17 protein-coding genes are annotated in these 17,786 nt (G+C 70.8%); 11 read left to right on the top strand and 6 right to left on the bottom strand.

Annotated features, from left to right (window positions below):
• Nucleotides 1-203: 203 nt before the first annotated feature.
• The gene (locus RBXJA2T_RS01120; protein WP_009855466.1) at nt 204-1,286 is read right to left on the bottom strand and encodes a nicotinate-nucleotide--dimethylbenzimidazole phosphoribosyltransferase; all 1,083 of its coding nucleotides are present in this window, start codon (nt 1,284-1,286) and stop codon (nt 204-206) included.
• 19 nt (nt 1,287-1,305) lie between these two features.
• A complete protein-coding gene (gene ilvA, locus RBXJA2T_RS01115) occupies nt 1,306-2,847 on the bottom strand; it encodes a threonine ammonia-lyase, biosynthetic (protein ID WP_050801717.1) in 1,542 nt (513 codons plus the stop codon).
• A gap of 326 nt (nt 2,848-3,173) precedes the next feature.
• Between ilvA and RBXJA2T_RS01110 the strand changes: the two genes are divergently transcribed.
• Nucleotides 3,174-3,596, top strand: coding sequence for an OsmC family protein (locus tag RBXJA2T_RS01110; RefSeq protein WP_009855464.1), 423 nt, complete (start codon nt 3,174-3,176; stop codon nt 3,594-3,596).
• On the opposite strand, the gene coq7 is transcribed toward RBXJA2T_RS01110, so the two are convergent.
• Nucleotides 3,597-4,241 (bottom strand): 2-polyprenyl-3-methyl-6-methoxy-1,4-benzoquinone monooxygenase, encoded by a 645-nt coding sequence (gene coq7, locus RBXJA2T_RS01105; RefSeq protein ID WP_009855463.1) that lies wholly within the window; start codon nt 4,239-4,241, stop codon nt 3,597-3,599.
• A 133-nt stretch (nt 4,242-4,374) separates the two neighbouring features.
• Here coq7 and RBXJA2T_RS01100 point away from each other — a divergent pair, with 133 nt between their 5' ends.
• From RBXJA2T_RS01100 to RBXJA2T_RS01085, 4 genes are read left to right on the top strand one after another with little or no spacing between them, the layout of a single operon-like run.
• Nucleotides 4,375-5,358: an ABC transporter permease gene (locus tag RBXJA2T_RS01100; RefSeq protein WP_029718734.1), complete on the top strand. Its 984-nt coding sequence runs from the start codon at nt 4,375-4,377 to the stop codon at nt 5,356-5,358.
• Between the two features lie 9 nt (nt 5,359-5,367).
• Complete coding sequence (locus RBXJA2T_RS01095) at nt 5,368-6,312, top strand: ABC transporter permease (RefSeq protein WP_009855461.1); 945 nt, start codon at nt 5,368-5,370, stop codon at nt 6,310-6,312.
• Complete coding sequence (locus RBXJA2T_RS01090; RefSeq protein ID WP_009855460.1) at nt 6,312-7,295, top strand: ABC transporter ATP-binding protein; 984 nt, start codon at nt 6,312-6,314, stop codon at nt 7,293-7,295. The genes RBXJA2T_RS01095 and RBXJA2T_RS01090 overlap by 1 nt, the downstream gene beginning before the upstream one ends.
• Nucleotides 7,292-8,260 carry an ABC transporter ATP-binding protein gene (locus RBXJA2T_RS01085; protein ID WP_009855459.1) on the top strand — a complete coding sequence of 323 codons (969 nt, stop codon included), beginning with the start codon at nt 7,292-7,294 and terminating at the stop codon, nt 8,258-8,260. The genes RBXJA2T_RS01090 and RBXJA2T_RS01085 overlap by 4 nt, the downstream gene beginning before the upstream one ends.
• Here the strand turns inward: RBXJA2T_RS01085 and lysA are convergent.
• On the bottom strand, nt 8,257-9,531 hold the full coding sequence (gene lysA / locus RBXJA2T_RS01080) for a diaminopimelate decarboxylase (RefSeq protein WP_009855458.1): 1,275 nt from the start codon (nt 9,529-9,531) through the stop codon (nt 8,257-8,259). The two genes, RBXJA2T_RS01085 and lysA, sit on opposite strands and share 4 nt — an antisense overlap.
• A complete protein-coding gene (gene lptM / locus RBXJA2T_RS19995; RefSeq protein WP_206026697.1) occupies nt 9,528-9,674 on the bottom strand; it encodes an LPS translocon maturation chaperone LptM in 147 nt (48 codons plus the stop codon). Before lptM ends, lysA begins: the two co-directional genes overlap by 4 nt.
• 14 nt (nt 9,675-9,688) lie before the next feature.
• On the opposite strand from lptM, the gene cyaY reads away from it, so the two are divergent.
• Nucleotides 9,689-10,024, top strand: a complete 336-nt coding sequence (gene cyaY / locus RBXJA2T_RS01075; RefSeq protein ID WP_009855456.1) for an iron donor protein CyaY — start codon at nt 9,689-9,691, stop codon at nt 10,022-10,024.
• Between the two features lie 25 nt (nt 10,025-10,049).
• On the opposite strand, the gene RBXJA2T_RS01070 is transcribed toward cyaY, so the two are convergent.
• A complete protein-coding gene (locus tag RBXJA2T_RS01070; protein WP_009855455.1) occupies nt 10,050-12,431 on the bottom strand; it encodes a penicillin-binding protein 1A in 2,382 nt (793 codons plus the stop codon).
• Nucleotides 12,432-12,737: 306 nt separating this feature from the next.
• Here RBXJA2T_RS01070 and RBXJA2T_RS01065 point away from each other — a divergent pair, with 306 nt between their 5' ends.
• Genes RBXJA2T_RS01065 through RBXJA2T_RS01045 form a run of 5 tightly spaced genes read left to right on the top strand, consistent with a single transcriptional unit; the run spans nt 12,738 to nt 17,781 of the window.
• Complete coding sequence (locus RBXJA2T_RS01065) at nt 12,738-13,775, top strand: pilus assembly protein PilM (RefSeq protein WP_050801716.1); 1,038 nt, start codon at nt 12,738-12,740, stop codon at nt 13,773-13,775.
• Nucleotides 13,772-14,398: a PilN domain-containing protein gene (locus RBXJA2T_RS01060; protein WP_009855453.1), complete on the top strand. Its 627-nt coding sequence runs from the start codon at nt 13,772-13,774 to the stop codon at nt 14,396-14,398. The genes RBXJA2T_RS01065 and RBXJA2T_RS01060 overlap by 4 nt, the downstream gene beginning before the upstream one ends.
• 7 nt (nt 14,399-14,405) lie before the next feature.
• A complete protein-coding gene (locus RBXJA2T_RS01055) occupies nt 14,406-15,095 on the top strand; it encodes a type IV pilus inner membrane component PilO (protein ID WP_009855452.1) in 690 nt (229 codons plus the stop codon).
• Nucleotides 15,095-15,625: a pilus assembly protein PilP gene (locus RBXJA2T_RS01050; protein ID WP_009855451.1), complete on the top strand. Its 531-nt coding sequence runs from the start codon at nt 15,095-15,097 to the stop codon at nt 15,623-15,625. Before RBXJA2T_RS01055 ends, RBXJA2T_RS01050 begins: the two co-directional genes overlap by 1 nt.
• Nucleotides 15,622-17,781, top strand: coding sequence for a type IV pilus secretin PilQ (locus RBXJA2T_RS01045; RefSeq protein ID WP_009855450.1), 2,160 nt, complete (start codon nt 15,622-15,624; stop codon nt 17,779-17,781). The genes RBXJA2T_RS01050 and RBXJA2T_RS01045 overlap by 4 nt, the downstream gene beginning before the upstream one ends.
• The last annotated feature ends 5 nt before the right edge of the window (nt 17,782-17,786 follow it).

Raw genomic sequence — 17,786 nt, 5'->3', positions numbered from 1 at the left:
CCTGCCCGCGCCCGGCGCGGCCGTGCCGGCGGCGCGGGCAGTGCCCGGCGGCGTGCCGTCGCTGGGTTCGGCCGCCCGGCCCGTGCGGCCGCCGCCCGGCACCCGGCCGCAGCCCGATCAGAACCTCGACGAGTCGGTCGAGGCCGAGATCCAGGCCGAGTGAACGCCGCGGCGGCCGGCCGCGGGGCCCCGGTTCGCGGGGTTCAGAACCCCAGGGTCGAGGGGAATCCGTCGTCGTCGTCGTCGAACGAGCCCGGGCGCGTCGGCCCGGCGTCCTCGCCTTCGGCGACCTCGGTCAGCAGCGCCGCGGCGCTGCGCACCAGCGGCCAGCCGAGCACGGCACCGGTGCCGTCCAGGCCGTCGAGGCCCAGGTCGGGCAGCGGCGCGGCGCGCAGGTGCTTGTGCACCAGGTCCAGGCCGCGGTGCTCGCGGCTGCGGCTGAAGACGCAGTAGTCGGTGACCGGCGGCGCGATGCGCGCGGCCATCGCCAGCGCGGCGCAGGCGGCCAGGCCGTCGATCATCAGCAGCTGGCGCTTGCTGGCCGCCATCAGCATCACGCCGACCATCACCGCGACCTCGAAGCCGCCGAGCGCGGCCAGCAGCTCCACCGGCTCGGCGACGTCGCGGTGGCGGGCCAGCGCCGCCTGGGCGACGGCGAGCTGGTGGGCGAGCTCCTCGGGCGCCATGCCCGGCCCGGTTTCCAGCAGCGCGCGCAGCGGCAGCTCGGTGATGCGCGACAGCAGCAGTGCCGCGCTCTCCTGCGAGCCGACGCCCAGGCCGGCGCAGATCGCCAGGTTGCCGCGCAGCTGGTCGCCGATCTCCATGCCGGCGCGCATCGCGGCGTGGGCCTGGGCGACCGACATCGCCGCGGCGACGCGCGGGTTGCGCGTGCCGTGCGCGATCTTGCGCGCCAGCAGGCGTTCGTGCGCCGGCAGCGTCTCGGCGACGCCGCAGTCGACGACCGTCAGCGCCAGCCCGCCGGCGCGTGCGAAGACCGCCAGCGGCAGCCGCCCGGCGAGCAGGCGGCGCACGAGCTCGTCGGTGGTGTAGCGCAGCGCGCCGTGCAGGCCGTCGACCGCCAGGCCGTGGTCGGCGGCGAAGACCAGCAGCTGCGGCTCGTGGAAACGCGGCTTCAGCGAGCCCTGCATCAGGCCGATGCGCAGCGCCAGCGGTTCGAGTTCGCCGAGGCTGCCACTGTCGTCGTTGCGGCGCGCGAGCTTGTCGCGCAGCGCGCGTTCGAGCGGCGGGTCGGCGGTCGGCGCGACGAGGGATCGGCTGTGGTCCATGGGCGTCGCGCCGGGGTCGTCAGCGCAGGAACAGGCGGTAGACCGGGTTGTCGGTCTCTTCGACGCAGGGGTAGGCCAGCGTCTGCAGGAAGCGGCCGAACTCCTCGTCCTCGCCGGCCGGCACCTGCATGCCGACGAGGATGCGGCCGTAGTCGGCGCCCTGGTTGCGGTAGTGGAACAGGCTGATGTTCCAGTCCGGGTGCAGGCCGTCGAGGAACCGCATCAGCGCGCCCGGGCGCTCGGGGAAGACGAAGCGGAACAGGCGTTCGTCGTGCGCGAGTTCGCTGCGCCCGCCGACCATGTGGCGCACGTGCTCCTTGGCAAGCTCGTCGTCGGTGAGGTCGACGGTGGGGAAGCCGTGGCGCTCGAAGTTGGCGGCGATGCGTGCCGCCTCGTCGTGGCGCGCGATCGCCACGCCGACGAAGACGTGGGCCTGGCGCGCGTCGCTGATGCGGTAGTTGAACTCGGTCACCGCGCGCGGGCCGATCAGGCTGCAGAAGCGGCGGAACGAGCCGCGCTCCTCGGGGATCGTGACCGCGAACAGCGCCTCGCGCTGCTCGCCGAGTTCGGCCCGCTCGGCGACGAAGCGCAGGCGGTCGAAGTTCATGTTCGCGCCGCAGGTGATCGAGACGAAGGTCTTGCCCTTCAGCTTGTGCTCGTGCACGTACTGCTTGATCGCCGCGACGCCCAGCGCGCCGGCGGGCTCGACGATGCTGCGCGTGTCCTGGAAGACGTCCTTGATCGCGGCGCAGACGGCGTCGGTGTCGACGACGACGAAGTCGTCGACCAGCGCGCTGGCGACGCGGAAGGTCTCCTCGCCGACGAGCTTGACCGCGGTGCCGTCGGAGAAGAGGCCGACGTCGTCCAGCGTGACGCGGTGGCCGGCGCGCACCGAACGCAGCATCGCGTCGCTGTCGGCGGTCTGCACGCCGATGACCTTGATCTCCGGACGCACCGCCTTCAGGTAGGCCGCGACACCCGAGATCAGGCCGCCGCCGCCGATGGCGACGAAGACCGCGTCGATCGGGCCCTGGTGCTGGCGCAGGATCTCCATCGCGATCGTGCCCTGGCCGGCGATGACGTCGGGGTCGTCGAACGGGTGCACGAAGGTCAGGCCCTGCTCGGCCTGCAGCCCGACGGCGTGGGCGTAGGCGTCGGAGTAGCTGTCGCCGTGCAGCACGACCTCGCCGCCGAGCGCGGCCACCGCGTCGACCTTCAGCCGCGGCGTCGTCACCGGCATCACGACGACGGCGCGGCAGCCGAGCTTGCGTGCCGACAGCGCGACGCCCTGGGCGTGGTTGCCGGCCGAGGCGCAGATGACGCCGCGCGCCAGCGCCTCGGGCGCCAGGTGGGCCATCTTGTTGTAGGCGCCGCGCAGCTTGAAGCTGAACACCGGCTGGCGGTCCTCGCGCTTGAGCAGCACCGTGTTGGCGAGGCGGCGCGACAGGCTCTTGGCCGGCGTCAGCGGCGACTCGACGGCGACGTCGTAGACGCGGGCGGTGAGGATCTTCTTCAGGTAGCCGGCCGCGATGCTCGCGACGTCGGTTTCGGCAGCGGACATCGGGACGGCGGGCAGACGGGGTGCGCGCATAACCGGGGGGAGGGGCCGCATCATACGACGCGGGCCGGCGGCGCCTGCCGGAAGAAAAGAAGCCCGGGACCTTGCGGCCCCGGGCCTGAATCCACCATTGGAGGAGGTGGAGGAGACAACCGGTGGGTCGGAGGCAAGACGCCGTCAACGACCGATGGAAGCCAGTCTACCACCGCCTTGCTGCGGTGCAATATCCTGACTGGCCTGCTGGCCGACCTGCCGCAAGCCTCGGCGACGCTTGCGCCGGACCTGCGCACAATGCACGCCTTTTCGCGCCGCACACGGAGTTTCACGCCATGGAATGCACGATCAACTGGATCCCGGCCTCGGGCATGGGCTTCGTCGCCGAGACCGGCAGCGGCCATCTGCTGACCATGGACGGCGCGCCCGACGGCGGCGGCCGCAACCTCGCCCCGCGGCCGATGGAGACGCTGCTGGCCGGTGCCGGCGGCTGCACCGCCTACGACGTCGTGCTGATCCTCAAGCGCGGCCGCCACGACGTGCGCGGCTGCCAGGTCAAGCTGCAGGCCGAACGTGCCGCCACCGACCCGAAGGTGTTCACGAAGATCCACCTGCACTTCGTCGTCACCGGCCGCGGCCTGCCGGCGCAGGCGGTGGAGCGCGCGATCGCGCTGTCGCACGAGAAGTACTGCTCGGCGACGATCATGCTGGCGCGCACGGCCGAGATCACGACCGGCTACGAGATCGTCGAGGGCTGATCAGATGCGGTGCGCGGTGACGGTCATCACCTTGGCCGCCGCGCGCATCGCCAGCCGCACCGGCATCGGCAGCGCAATGCCGCCGGCGTCCTCGGCGCCGTCGGCGTGGCGGCGTTCGTCGTCCTTCATCTGCTCGACGATGGCGCGCGAACGTTCGTCGCCCGCCGGCAGCCGGTCGAGGTGGCCGGCGAGGTGCTGCTCGACCTGACGCTCGGTCTCGACGACGAAGCCCAGGCTGACGCGGTCACCCAGGCGCCCGGCGGCCAGGCCGATGGCGAAGGCGCCGGCGTACCACAGCGGGTTGAGCAGGCTGGGGCGGTCGCCGAGCTCGTCCAGCCGCTGCTGCGTCCAGGCGAGGTGGTCGATCTCCTCGCGCGCCGCGGCCGCCATCTGCTCGCGCAGCTCGGGGCTGCGCGCGGTCAGTGCCTGGGCCTGGTACAGCGCCTGGGCGCAGACCTCGCCGACGTGGTTCACGCGCATCAGCGCCGCCGACAGGCTGCGTTCGTCCTCGGCCGGCGGTTCGGCGTCGGCGCGCGCCGGGCCGGCGGGGTTGGGACGGCCGGCGTGCACGGCGCCGGACAGGGTGCGCAGCGCGTTGTCGGCGCTGACGAGAAGGCGGTCGACGGTGCTCATGCGGTGCAGCATAGCGCCGGCCACGGGGCGCTGCTGACCACCCGGCCCCGGGGGCGCGCGGGCCGACATGAGGTCTTTGCGCTTTGCCCGGGCACGGGTTTTGCGCATCATCGCCAGCTTTTGCCGCGTGCTCCCGCCGCCCTCGATGCTCGTCTTCGTCCTCCGCCGGCTCGCCCAGGCCCTCGTCGTGATGCTGGCGGTGGCGTTCATCGCCTTCATGCTGTTCCAGTACGTCGGCGACCCGGTGCTCAACCTGCTGGGCCAGGACGCGACGCAGGAGCAGCGTGCCCAGTTGCGCCGTGACCTCGGGCTGGACCAGGGCTTCCTGGTGCAGTTCGGTCACTTCGTCGCCAATGCCGTGCAGGGCGAGTTCGGCCTCAGCCTGCGCCAGGGGCGCCAGGTCTCGGCGCTGATCGCCGAACGTTTCCCGGCGACGCTGGAGCTGTCGCTGGTGGCGGCGCTGCTGGCGCTGGTGCTGGGCATCCCGCTGGGCGTCTACGCCGCGCTGCGCCGCGGCAGCGCCGGCGCGCAACTGGTGATGACGCTGTCGCTGCTGGGCGTGTCGCTGCCGACCTTCCTGATCGGCATCCTGCTGATCCTGGTCTTCGCGGTGCAGTTGCACTGGCTGCCGAGCTTCGGCCGCGGCGAGGTCGTCGCGCTGGGCGGCTGGACGACCGGGCTGCTGACCGCCGACGGCCTGAAGCACCTGGTGCTGCCGGCGGTGACGCTGTCGGTGTTCCAGCTGGCGCTGATCCTGCGCCTGGTGCGCGCCGAGATGCTGGAGGTGCTGCGCAGCGACTACATCAAGTTCGCGCGCGCTCGCGGCCTGAGCGACCGCGCGGTGCACTTCGGCCATGCGCTGAAGAACACGCTGGTGCCGGTGATCACGATCACCGGGCTGCAGCTGGGCTCGCTGATCGCCTTCGCGATCATCACCGAGACCGTCTTCCAGTGGCCCGGCATGGGGCTGCTGTTCATCCAGGCGGTGCAGTTCGCCGACATCCCGGTGATGGCGGCCTATCTCTGCCTGATCGCGCTGATCTTCGTGCTGATCAACCTCGTCGTCGACCTGCTGTACTTCGTCGTCGACCCGCGGCTGCGCATCGAGCGCAGCGCCGCCGCCCACTGAGCCCCCGCGATGGCGCCCGTTCCCGACACCTCCCTGCCCAGGCCGCCCGGCCGCCTGGCACGTTTTCTCGACGGCGACGTCTGGCACAGCTTCAAGCGCTCGCCGACGGCGATCCTGGCGGCCGTCATCGCCGCGGTCTGCGTGTTCTGCGCGCTGTTCGCCGGCTGGGTCTCGCCGCACGACCCCTTCGACCTGGCGACGCTGGACCTGATGGACTCGCGCCTGCCGCCGGCCTGGATCGACGGCGGCAGCACGAAGTACCTGCTGGGCACCGACGACCAGGGCCGCGACATCCTGTCGGCGCTGATGTACGGGGCGCGCATCTCGCTGCTCGTCGGGCTGGCTTCGGTGGCGCTGTCGGTGGTGCTGGGCGTCGGCCTCGGGCTGCTGGCCGGCTTCGTCGGCGGCCGCACCGACGCCTTCATCATGCGCGTCTGCGACGTCATGCTGTCCTTCCCGGCGATCCTCGTCGCGCTGTTGATCGACGGCGTCGGCCGGGCGCTGTTCCCGCAGGCCCACGAGACGCTGGCCTTCGGCGTGCTGATCCTGGCGATCGCGCTGACCGGCTGGGTGCAGTACGCACGCACGGTGCGCGGCTCGACGATGGTCGAACGCCAGAAGGAGTACGTGCAGGCGGCGCGCATCATCGGCGTGCCGTCGCTGCGCATCATGCGCCGTCACGTGCTGCCCAACGTGATGGGGCCGGTGCTGGTGCTGGCGACGATCCAGGTCGCCACCGCCATCCTCACCGAGGCGACGCTGTCCTTCCTCGGCGTCGGCGTGCCGCCGACCTCGCCGTCGCTGGGCACGCTGATCCGCGTCGGCAACGACTTCCTGTTCTCCGGCGAATGGTGGATCACGATCTTCCCGGGCGTGATGCTGGTGCTGATCGCGCTGTCGGTGAACCTGCTCGGCGACTGGCTGCGCGACGCGCTGAACCCGAGGCTGCGCTGATGGACGCTCCGCTGCTCGAAGTCCGGCACCTCGCCGTCGAGTTCCCCACGCGCCGCGGCACGCTGCGCGCGCTGGACGACATCTCCTTCGACATCCGCGCCGGCGAGATCCTCGGCGTCGTCGGCGAGTCCGGCGCCGGCAAGTCGCTGACCGGCGCGGCCATCATCGGCCTGCTGGAGCCGCCGGGGCGCATCGCCGGCGGCGAGATCCGCCTCGAAGGACGGCGCATCGACGACCTGCCGCCCGAGGCGATGCGCCGGCTGCGCGGGCGCTCGATCGGCGCCGTCTTCCAGGACCCGCTGACCTCGCTGAACCCGCTGTACACGGTGGGCCGCCAGCTCGTCGAGACGATCCGCACCCATCTGCCGGTGTCGGCCGAGGAGGCGAGGGCGCGGGCGATCCGGCTGCTGGAGGAAACCGGCATCCCGGCGGCACGAGAACGTTTCGACCACTACCCGCACCAGTTCTCCGGCGGCATGCGCCAGCGGGTCGTCATCGCGCTGGCGCTGGCCGCCGAGCCCAAGCTGATCGTCGCCGACGAGCCGACGACGGCGCTGGACGTGTCGATCCAGGCCCAGATCATCACCCTGCTCAAGCGCGTCTGCCGCGAACACGGCGCGGCGGTGATGCTGGTCACGCACGACATGGGCGTCATCGCCGAGACCTGCGACCGCGTCGCGGTGATGTACGCCGGCCGCATCGCCGAGATCGGCCCGGTGGCCGAGGTCATCCACCGCGCGCGCCATCCGTACACGGCCGGGCTGATGGGCTCGATCCCGGCGATGGACGTCGAGCGCGAACGCCTGGCGCAGATCGACGGCGCGATGCCGCGGCTGGGCGCGATCCCGGCCGGCTGCGCCTTCCACCCGCGCTGCGAACACACGTTTGCACGCTGCCGCAGCGAACGCCCCGAGTTGATGGCGGCCGGCACGACCCGCGCCGCCTGCTGGCGGGTCGCAGCCGACCAGGAGGCGGCGGCATGACGGCGCTGGTGCAGGTGCACGACCTGGCCAAACGCTTCGACGTCTCGCCGCCCTGGCTGGAGCGTGTCGTCGGCGGCAAGCCGCGTCAGGTGGTGCATGCCGTGGACGGCGTGTCCTTCGACATCGAACGCGGCACGACGCTGGCGCTGGTCGGCGAGTCGGGCTGCGGCAAGAGCACGGTGGCGCGGCTGCTGGTGGGGCTGTACGCGCCCAGCGCCGGCACGCTGCAGTTCGACGGCCGGCCGCTGGACGCCGCGGCGCGGCAGCGGCTGCAGATGATCTTCCAGGACCCGTACGCCAGCCTCAACCCGCGCTGGACGGTGCAGGACATCGTCGCCGAGCCGCTGGTCGAGCGCCGGCTGGCACGCGGCGCCGAGCTGCAGGCGCGTGTCGCGGCGCTGCTGCAGTCGGTCGGGCTGGCGGCGGCCGACGGCGTGAAGTACCCGCACCAGTTCTCCGGCGGCCAGCGCCAGCGCATCTCGATCGCGCGTGCGCTGGCCACCGAGCCCGAGTTCCTGGTCTGCGACGAACCGACCTCGGCGCTCGACGTCTCCGTGCAGGCCCAGGTGCTGAACCTGATGAAGGACCTGCAGCGCGAGCGCGGGCTGACCTATCTGTTCATCTCGCACAACCTGGCCGTCGTGCGCCACGTCGCCGACGCGGTCGGCGTGATGTACCTGGGGCGGCTGGTCGAGCAGGCGCCCAAGCGGGCGCTGTTCGCGGAGCCGCGCCACCCGTACACGCGGCTGCTGCTCGACGCGATCCCCGACGTCGCGATGAGCGGCCGTGCGCGCACGCCGGTGCGCGGCGAGGTGCCCAACCCGCTGGCGCCGCCGACCGGCTGCGCCTTCCACCCGCGCTGCCCGCACGCCGCGTCGCGCTGCGCCGTCGAACGGCCGCTGCTGCGCGACGACGGCCGCGGCGGCCGCACGGCCTGCCACGCGGTGGAAGAGGGGCGGATCTAGGCGAGCAGGCGTTCGAGCGCGAACAGCGCCCGGGTGTCCTCGCGTTCGCGCACGACGTGCACGGCGTCGCCGTCGAGCAGGATCTCGGCGGCGCGCGGGCGGCTGTTGTAGTTGCCGGCCATCGCCATGCCGTAGGCGCCGGCGGACAGCACGGCGACGATGTCGCCCGGCGCGACGGCCAGCCTGCGGTCGCGGCCCAGCCAGTCGCCCGACTCGCAGACCGGGCCGACGACGTCCCAGGTGGCGGCCACGGTGTCGGCGCCGGGACGGCAGGGCTCGATCGCCATCCAGGCCTCGTACATCGCCGGGCGCACGAGGTCGTTCATCGCCGCGTCGACGATGCAGAAGTTCTTCGTCTCGCCGGGCTTCAGGTACTGCACCTCCGCCAGCAGCACGCCGGCGTTGCCGACCAGCGAGCGCCCGGGCTCGACGAGCAACTGGCGGTGGCCGTGGCCGCGTGCGCGCATCAGGTCCGCGAGGCCGCGCACCAGCGTCTCGGGCGAGGGCGGCGCCTCGTCGGTGTAGGTGATGCCCAGGCCGCCGCCGACGTCGACGTGGGCCAGCGCGATGCCTTCGGCCTCGACCGCTTCGACGAGGTCGAGCACGCGGCCGAGCGCGTCGAGATAGGGTTCGAGCTGCGTGATCTGCGAGCCGATGTGGCAGTCGATGCCGACGACCTGCAGCGACGGCAGCGCGGCGGCGCGGCGGTAGACGGCCAGCGCCTCGTCGTGCGGGATGCCGAACTTGTTGTCCTTCAGCCCGGTCGAGATGTAGGGGTGGGTGCCGGCGTCGACGTCGGGGTTGACGCGCAGGCTGACCGGCGCGCGCCGGCCCATCGCCGCGGCGACCTCGGCCAGGCGCTCCAGCTCGCCCAGGCTCTCGACGTTGAAGCAGTGCACGCCGACCTCGAGCGCGCGGCGCATCTCGGCGGCGGTCTTGCCGACGCCGGAGAACACGATCTTCGACGGCTCGGCGCCGGCGGCCAGCACCCGCTCCAGCTCGCCGCCGGAGACGATGTCGAAGCCGCAGCCGGCGCGCGCGAAGGTCTGCAGCACGGCGAGGTTGGAGTTGGCCTTGATCGCGTAGCAGATCAGGTGCGGCAGGCCCTCGAGCGCACGCTGGTAGCCGGCGAGCGCGTCGAGCATCGCCGTGCGCGAGTAGACGTACAGCGGCGTGCCGTGGCGGCGCGCCAGGTCGGCCAGCGAATGGCCTTCCAGCCGCAGCTCGCCGTCGGCGTCGCGCACCAGGTGGGGGTGGCCGGGCAGCGTCACTTCGCCGCTCCCGACGCCGCGCCGGCGGGCGCCGGCAGCTTCAGCGGGCCCTTCTGGCCGCATCCGGCCGTCAGGGTCAGGGCGAGGGCCGCCACGAGCGCCGCGGCGCCGCGCACTACACTGTTTCGGGAGAGTTGACGCATTTCAGGAAGATTCTATGAGCACGGTCCTGACCGACGCCGAGTACCACCGCCTGGCGCAGGAGGCGCTGGCACGCATCGAGGCCACCGCCGACCGGCTGCTGCAGCAGGACGTCGTCGACATCGACACCACGCGTACCGGCGGCCTGCTGGAGCTGTCCTTCCCGAACGGCAGCAAGATCGTCGTCAACACCCAGCCGCCGCTGCAGGAGCTGTGGCTGGCGGCGCGCGGCGGCGGTTTCCACTACCGCTGGGCCGACGGCCGCTGGGCCGACACGCGCGACGGCAGCGAGTTCTTCGAGGCGCTGAGCCGGCACGCCAGCACCCAGGCCGGCAAGCCGATCGTGTTCTGAAGCGCGCGCCGGCGCGCGCCGGCGTTCAGCGCTTGAACAGGTCGAGGATCGTGCTGCGTTCCTCGTTCGTCGGCGCCTGCGGCACGGCGTCGCTCAGGCCGACGCTGGAGACGCCGGCGCCGTCGCGGTACTCCTCGTACATCCAGACGCCCTCGTGCTGGACGACGCCCGCCGGCGGCAGCGGCTCGAACACGGGCACGCCGCGCAGCGCGGTCTGCATGTACTCGATCCACACCGGCAGCGCGCGGCCGCCGCCGGTTTCGCGGTCGCCGAGCTTCCTCGGCGTGTCGTAGCCGATCCAGACCACCGCGACCTGCGTCGGCTGGTAACCGGCGAACCAGGCGTCCATCGAGTCGTTGGTCGTGCCGGTCTTGCCGTACAGGTCGGGCCGCTTCAGCGTCGCCTGCGCGCGTGCAGCGGTGCCGGCGCGCGCGACGTTCTGCAGCAGCGAGCCCATCACGAAGGCGTTGCGCTCGTCGAGCACACGCATGCTCTCGTCGCGCGGCTTGAGCTGGGTCTCCTGCAGCACGCGGCCCTTGACGTCGGTGATCCGGGTGATCATCACCGGCGTGACGCGGTAGCCGCCGTTGGCGAAGACGCCGTAGGCGGTGGCCATCTGCAGCGGCGTCACCGAGCCGGCGCCCAGCGCCATCGTCAGATAGGCCGGATGCCGCTCGGGCTCGAAACCGAAACGCGTGATCCATTCCTGGGCGAACGGCGCGCCCACCGACTGCAGCACCCGGATCGAGACCATGTTCTTGGACTTGGCCAGCGCCGCCTGCAGCGTCATCGGGCCCTCGAACTTGCCGTCGTAGTTCTTCGGCTCCCAGGGCTGGCTGCCGGTGACGGTGGCGTCGAAGAACAGCGGCGCGTCGTTGACCACGGTCGCCGGCGTGAAGCCCTTTTCCAGCGCCGCCGAGTAGATGAAGGGCTTGAACGACGAGCCCGGCTGGCGCCAGGCCTGGGTCACGTGGTTGAACTTGTTCTTGCCGAAGTCGAAGCCGCCGACCATCGCCTGCAGCGCACCGGTGCGCGGGTCCAGCGCGACGAAGGCGCCCTCGACCTCCGGCAGCTGGGTCAGCGTCCAGTTGCCCTTGGCGTCCTGCATCGCACGCACCACGGCGCCGCGGCGGATCTGGGTCTTGGGCCCGGCCTTCTCCGACAGTCCGGAGGTGACCGGCTTCAGGCCGTCGCCGGTGACGGTGATCGTGTCGCCGGACTGCAGCATCGCGACGACCTTGCGCGGCGCGGCCTCGAGCACCACGGCACTGCGCAGGTCGTCGTTGTCGGGGTGGTCGGCGAGCGCCTCGGCGACGCGCGCGTCGACCTGCGCCGGATCGCCCGGCAGGTCGATGTAGGCCTCGGGGCCGCGGTAGACGCGCCTGAGCTCGTAATCCATCAGGCCGCGGCGCAGCGCGCGGTAGGCGGCCATCTGCTGACGGGAGTCGATCGTCACCCAGGCGTTCAGGCCGCGGGTGTAGGTCTCCTCGCCGTACTGGGCGAAGATCAGCTGGCGCACCTGCTCGGCGACGAACTCGGCATGCACCGCGATGTCGCTGGGCACGCGGTAGTGCAGCTTCTGCTCCAGCGCGGCGTCGTGTTCGGCCTCGGTGATGAAGCCGTTCTCGAACATGCGCTCGATGATGTAGCGCTGGCGCAGCTCGGCGCGCTTGGGGTTGGCGATCGGGTTGTAGGCCGACGGCGCCTTGGGCAGGCCGGCGAGCATCGCCGCCTCGGCCACCGTCACGTCGGCGAGCTTCTTGCCGAAGTAGATCTCCGCGGCCGCGGCGAAGCCGTTGGCGCGCTGGCCGAGGTAGATCTGGTTCATGTAGGCCTCGAGGATCTGGTCCTTCGAGAGCTGGCGCTCGATCTTCAGCGCCAGCAGGATCTCGTAGATCTTGCGCGTGAAGGTCTTCTCGGTCGACAGGTAGAAGTTGCGCGCCACCTGCATCGTGATCGTCGACGCGCCCTGGCTGCGTGCGTCGCGCAGGTTCTCGATCGCCGCGCGGGCCACGCCCTTGTAGTCGACGCCGCCGTGTTCGTAGAAGCGTGCGTCCTCGGCGGCGAGCACCGCGTTCTTCATCACCTGCGGGATCTGCGCGATCGGCGTGAAGTTGCGCCGCTCCTCGCCGAACTCGCCGAGCAGCACGCCGTCGCTGGAGAACACGCGCAGCGGCAGCTTGGGCCGGTAGTCGGTGAGGCTGGCGATCTCCGGCAGCTGCGGGTAGGCCACGGCCAGCGCGACGCCGACCACCATCACGACGGACACGACAGCCGCGAGCGCCAGGCCGACAAGCCAGGCCAGGGCCAGCAGCAGCAGGCTGCCGGCAGTGCGTCGCGGGCGGGAGCGGGGTGCGCCACCGGAAGGCGCCGGCGGGCGCTCGGGCGCGGGATCGGTAGAGGACATGGGGATCCCGTGGAGAGGTCGCCGGGATTATAGGAAGGCGTCCGCCGGCGGGTTTTCATGGCCGGCGCCGTGACATTCCTCACGTCGTGTTGCCGCCCGGCCGCCGCGGGGTGTTGCGATGCCGCCAGCAAGGGCGCGGATTCGTTGCCGACCGTGCAGTAGTTGCGCCCGTTTCTCTGCGGTTTACAAAGGCTTTACTGCTAGCATTCAAGTAACTCTTTAACAAGCTCGGGTTGGATCCCGCCTGCCTGGGGAGCGTGCGCTTTGAGCTTTCTCGACAATCTTCTGGGCCGCAAGCACCCACCCATGATCGGGCTGGACATCAGCTCGTCCAGCGTCAAGCTCGTCGAGCTGGGGCGCGCGCCCTCCGGTGAGTTCGTGCTGGAGCGTTTCGCCACCGAGCCGTTCGAAAAGGGCTGGATCACCGACGGCCAGATCGAGAAGTTCGACGAGGTCGCCGAAGCCGTGCGCCGCGTCGTCGCCAAGAGCGGCACGCGCTCCAAGAACGTCGTCATGGCGATGCCGCAGTCGGCCGTCATCACGAAGAAGATCATGCTGCCGGCCGGCCTGCGCGACGAGGAGATGGAACTGCAGGTCGAGTCCGAGGCCAACCAGTACATCCCGTTCTCGCTCGACGAGGTCAGCCTGGACTTCTGCGTCATCGGCCCGAGTGCCACCTCCGCCGGCGACGTCGAGGTGCTGATCGCCGCCAGCCGCAAGGACCGCGTGCAGGACCGCCAGGGCCTGGCCGAGGCCGCCGGGCTGAAGCCGGTGGTGCTGGACATCGAGTCGCACGCCTCGCGCCTGGCGATGAGCCGGGTCGTCGCGGCGCTGCCCAACGAGGGCCGCGACGCGCTGGTCGCGCTGTTCGAGATCGGCGCCGACACCACCAGCCTGAAGGTGCTGCGCGACGACGACATGCTCTACGACCGCGACCAGGCCTTCGGCGGCTCGCAGCTCACCCAGCTGATCAGCCGCCAGTACGGCCTGTCCTTCGAGGAAGCCGAGGCCAAGAAGCTCTCCGGCGACCTGCCCGAGGACTACGAGAGCGCGATCCTCGCTCCCTTCGTCGACAGCCTGTCGCAGGAGATCGGCCGCGCGCTGCAGTACTTCTTCACCAGCACGCCGCACCACAAGGTGCACTACGTGATGCTTGCCGGCGGCACCGCGACGCTGCCCGGCCTGAAGGATCGTGTCACCGAACTCACCGGCTTCGCCTCGCAGGTCGTGAATCCATTCGACAACATGCAGCTCGGCTCGGCCGTGCGTGAAAGCCGCGTTCGCCGCGAAGCGCCGTCGTACCTGACGGCCTGCGGCCTCGCGATGCGGAGGTTCATGCAGTGATCCTCATCAACCTGCTGCCGCATCGCGAGGAGAAGCGGCGCCAGCGCAAGCGGGCCTTCCTCGTCGGCCTGGGGCTGGCTGCCTGCGGCGGCGTGGCCGCCGTCGGCGTCTGGTACACCGCGCTCCAGCAGATGACCTCGACGCAGGCCGACCGCAACGCCTTCCTCAAGTCGAAGATCTCCGTGCTCGACAAGGAGATCAAGGACATCGCGACGCTGCGCAGCGAGATCGAGGCGTTGAAGTCCCGCCAGAAGGCGGTCGAGGACCTGCAGACCGACCGCAACACGCCGGTCTACCTGCTCAACGAACTCGTCAAGCAGACGCCCGAGGGTGTGTACCTGACCAGCATCCGCCAGAGCGGGCGCACCGTGACGATCGCCGGCGTGGCGCAGACCAACGAGCGCGTCTCGGAGTTCCTGCGCAACGCGCTGTACAACTCGCCCTGGCTGGAGCGCCCCGAGCTCGTCGAGATCAAGGCCCGCAGCGCCCAGGCGAACAGCCGCGACACCTCGCGCCTGTTCGACTTCTCGATGCGCGTGACGCTCAAGCGCCCGCAGTCCCCCGCCGCTGCCGCCTCGGCGCCCGCCAAGGGTGCCTCGGCTGTCGCCGCGAAGTCTTCCTGAGGCGAGCATGGCCCGAAACGTCAACATCGACCTCGGCGGCCTGTTCGAACGGGCTGCCTCCCAGTTCCGCGGGATCAACGTCAACGAGCCCGGCCAGTGGCCGCCGCTGCCCAAGGCCGCGGCCTGGACCGCGGCCGCGCTGGTGACCGTCGTGCTCGGCTGGTTCCTGCTGCTGTCGGCGGCCAACGACGAACTGCAGGCCGAGCGCGACCGCGAGCCGGCGCTGAAGACCGAATACCGCAACAAGCTCTCGCAGGCGGTCAACATCGGCGAGCTGCGCAAGCAGAAGGAGCAGGTGCAGGAGTACGTGACCCAGCTCGAGCGCCAGCTGCCGGGCAAGGCCGAGATGGACGCGCTGCTGTCGGACATCAACCAGGCCGGCCTCGGCCGCGGCCTGCAGTTCGAGCTGTTCCGTCCCGGCCAGGTCGAGGTCAAGGACTACTACGCCGAGCTGCCGATCTCGATCAAGGTCTCCGGGCGCTACCACGACGTCGGGGCGTTCGCCGCCGACGTCGCCAACCTATCGCGCATCGTCACGCTGCAGAACCTCACGATCACGCAGATGCCCAAGGAAGCCAACGGCATGCTGGCGATGGAGGCCACCGCGCGCACCTACCGCTATCTCGACCCGTCCGAGGTCGAAGAGCGGCGCAAGGCGGCCGCGTCGCAGCAGAAGAAGAAGGGGGGCCGCAAGTGATGCCCGCCCGAACCGGCCTGGCGCTCGCGCTGGCCGCCGCGCTGGTCGCCGGCTGTGCCGACCAGAACGAGGAACTCCAGGCCTGGATGGACCAGCAGCGGCGCGAGGTGAAGCCGAGCGTGCAGCCGCTGCAGGCGCCCAAGCGCTTCGACCCCGAGCCCTACACCCAGGCGCAGGGGGTCGAGCCGTTCAGCAACCAGAAGCTGTCGGTCGCCCTCAAGCAGGAGGCGCGGCAGCCGAACTCCCTGCTGGCGTCGGAGATGAACCGCCGCCGCGAGCCGCTCGAGGCCTACCCGCTGGACAGCATGTCGATGGTCGGCAGCGTCGTGCGGGGAGGCCAGCAGTTCGCGCTGCTGCGGGTGGAGAACCTGCTGTACCAGGTCAAGGTGGGTGACTACCTGGGCCAGAACTATGGCCGTGTGATGCGCATCGCCGAAAGCGAGATCGCGCTGCGCGAGGTCGTGCAGGACGCCGCCGGCGAGTGGGTCGAGCGCCCGGCCGTGCTGCAACTGCAGGAGAGGGCGCGATGACGGCGATGAAGGACACCGAGGAGATTCGAACGATGTTCAACTGGCGAGCCGTTCTTGCGGCCATCGCGACCAGCGGCCTGCTGCTCGCCCCGGCTGCCTGGGCCGATCCGGCGATCCAGTCGGTCAGCAGCACCCAGCAGGCCGGCGGCGAGGTCGTGCGCATCGAACTCAGCGAACCGCTGGCGGCGGTGCCCAACGGCTTCTCGGTGCAGAACCCGCCGCGCATCGCGGTGGACCTGCCCGGCGTCGGCAACGCGATGGGTCGCAACAGCGTCGAGGTCAACCAGGGCAACCTGCGCTCGGTCAGCATCGCGCAGGCCGGCGACCGCACGCGTCTGGTGCTCAACCTGAAGCAGCCGACGAGCTACCAGGCCCAGATCCAGGGCAACGCGCTGCTGCTGGTGCTGAACACCGTGGCGCCGCAGATCGCCGTGGCCGAACAGCCGGTTCACTTCGCGCCGTCGCAGAACGTCGAGACGCAGAGCATTCGCGGCATCGACTTCCGCCGCGGTGCCGACGGCGCCGGCCGCGTCGTCGTCGCGCTGCCGAGCGCGCAGCTCGGCGTCGACCTGCGCCAGCAGGGCCAGAACCTCGTCGTCGAGTTCCCGCGCGCGACGCTGCCCGACGCGCTGCGCCGCCGGCTGGACGTCACCGACTTCGGCACCCCGGTGCGCATGGTGTCGACGGTGCAGGCCGGCGACCGCGTGCGCATGGTCGTCGAGCCCACCGGCGCCTGGGAGCACAGCGCCTACCAGACCGACGACCAGTTCGTGCTCGAGGTCCGGCCGCTGAAGATGGACCCGAACAAGCTGACGCAGGGCCCGGGCTACCAGGGCGAGAAGCTGTCGCTGAACTTCCAGAACATCGAGGTCCGGGCGCTGCTGCAGGTCATCGCCGACTTCACCAACTTCAACGTCGTGACCAGCGACACCGTCACTGGCACCGTCACGCTGCGGCTGAAGGACGTGCCCTGGGACCAGGCGCTGGACATCATCATGCAGAGCAAGGGCCTGGGCGTGAAGAAGTCCGGCAACGTGCTCTGGATCGCGCCGAAGGAGGAGCTGGCCGCCAAGGAGCAGGTCGACCTGGAGGCCAAGAAGAAGGTCGCCGAGCTCGAGCCGCTGCGCACCCAGTCCTTCCAGCTCAACTACACCAAGGCCGAGGTCGTGGCCAAGGGGCTGCTGGGCCAGAACCAGGGCCAGAGCGGCGGCTCGTCGCATGCCTCGCGCATCCTGTCGCCGCGCGGCAGCGTGATCTTCGAGACGCGCACCAACCAGCTCTTCGTCTCCGACATCCCGAGCAAGCTCGAGGAGATCACCCAGCTGATCGCCAAGATCGACATCCCGGTGCGCCAGGTGATGATCGAGGCGCGCATCGTCGAGGCCGACGACACCTTCGGGCGGGCGCTCGGGGTCAAGCTGGGCGCCAATGCCGCGCCGAAGTTCTACAACAACGGCGGTGTGGGCGTCGGTGTCGGCGGCAACTACGACGACGTCGGCTACCAGACGGGCCAGCTGTTGAAGGACCCGGGCTTCAACAGCACCCAGTTCGTCAACCTGCCGGCCAACATCTCGTCGTCGAACTTCAGCGGCGTCACCTCGGCACCGACCTTCGCGGTGTCGCTGTTCAACTCCAGCCTGACGCGTTTCCTGAACCTGGAGCTCTCGGCGCTGGAAGCCGACGGCAAGGGCAAGATCGTCTCCAGCCCGCGTGTCATCACCGCCGACCAGGAGAAGGCGCTGATCGAGCAGGGCGAGGAGCTGCCATACCAGGAGAGCACCTCCAGCGGCGCCACCTCGATCAGCTTCCGCAAGGCCAGTCTCAAGCTCGAGGTCACGCCGCAGATCACGCCCGAAGGCAACGTGATCCTCGACGTCGACGTCAACAAGGACAGCGTCGGCCGTTCGACCGCCGCCGGCTTCGCGATCGACACCAAGCACGTCAAGACCAAGGTGCTGGTCGAGAACGGCGGCACGGTGGTCATCGGCGGCATCTACACGCAAAGCGAGAGCACCGACGTCAGCAAGGTGCCGCTGCTGGGCGACATCCCGGGGCTGGGCGTCCTGTTCCGCAGCACCACGCGTACCTCCAGCAAGACCGAGCTGCTGGTGTTCCTGACGCCCAAGATCGTGACCGACCGGGCTGCGGTGCGTTGACGCCT

This window comes from Rubrivivax benzoatilyticus JA2 = ATCC BAA-35, assembly GCF_000190375.1.
GTDB lineage: Bacteria > Pseudomonadota > Gammaproteobacteria > Burkholderiales > Burkholderiaceae_C > Rubrivivax > Rubrivivax benzoatilyticus.
The sequence above is the reverse complement of the archived record's forward strand: the minus strand, read 5'-3'. Positions and strand labels throughout refer to the sequence as shown.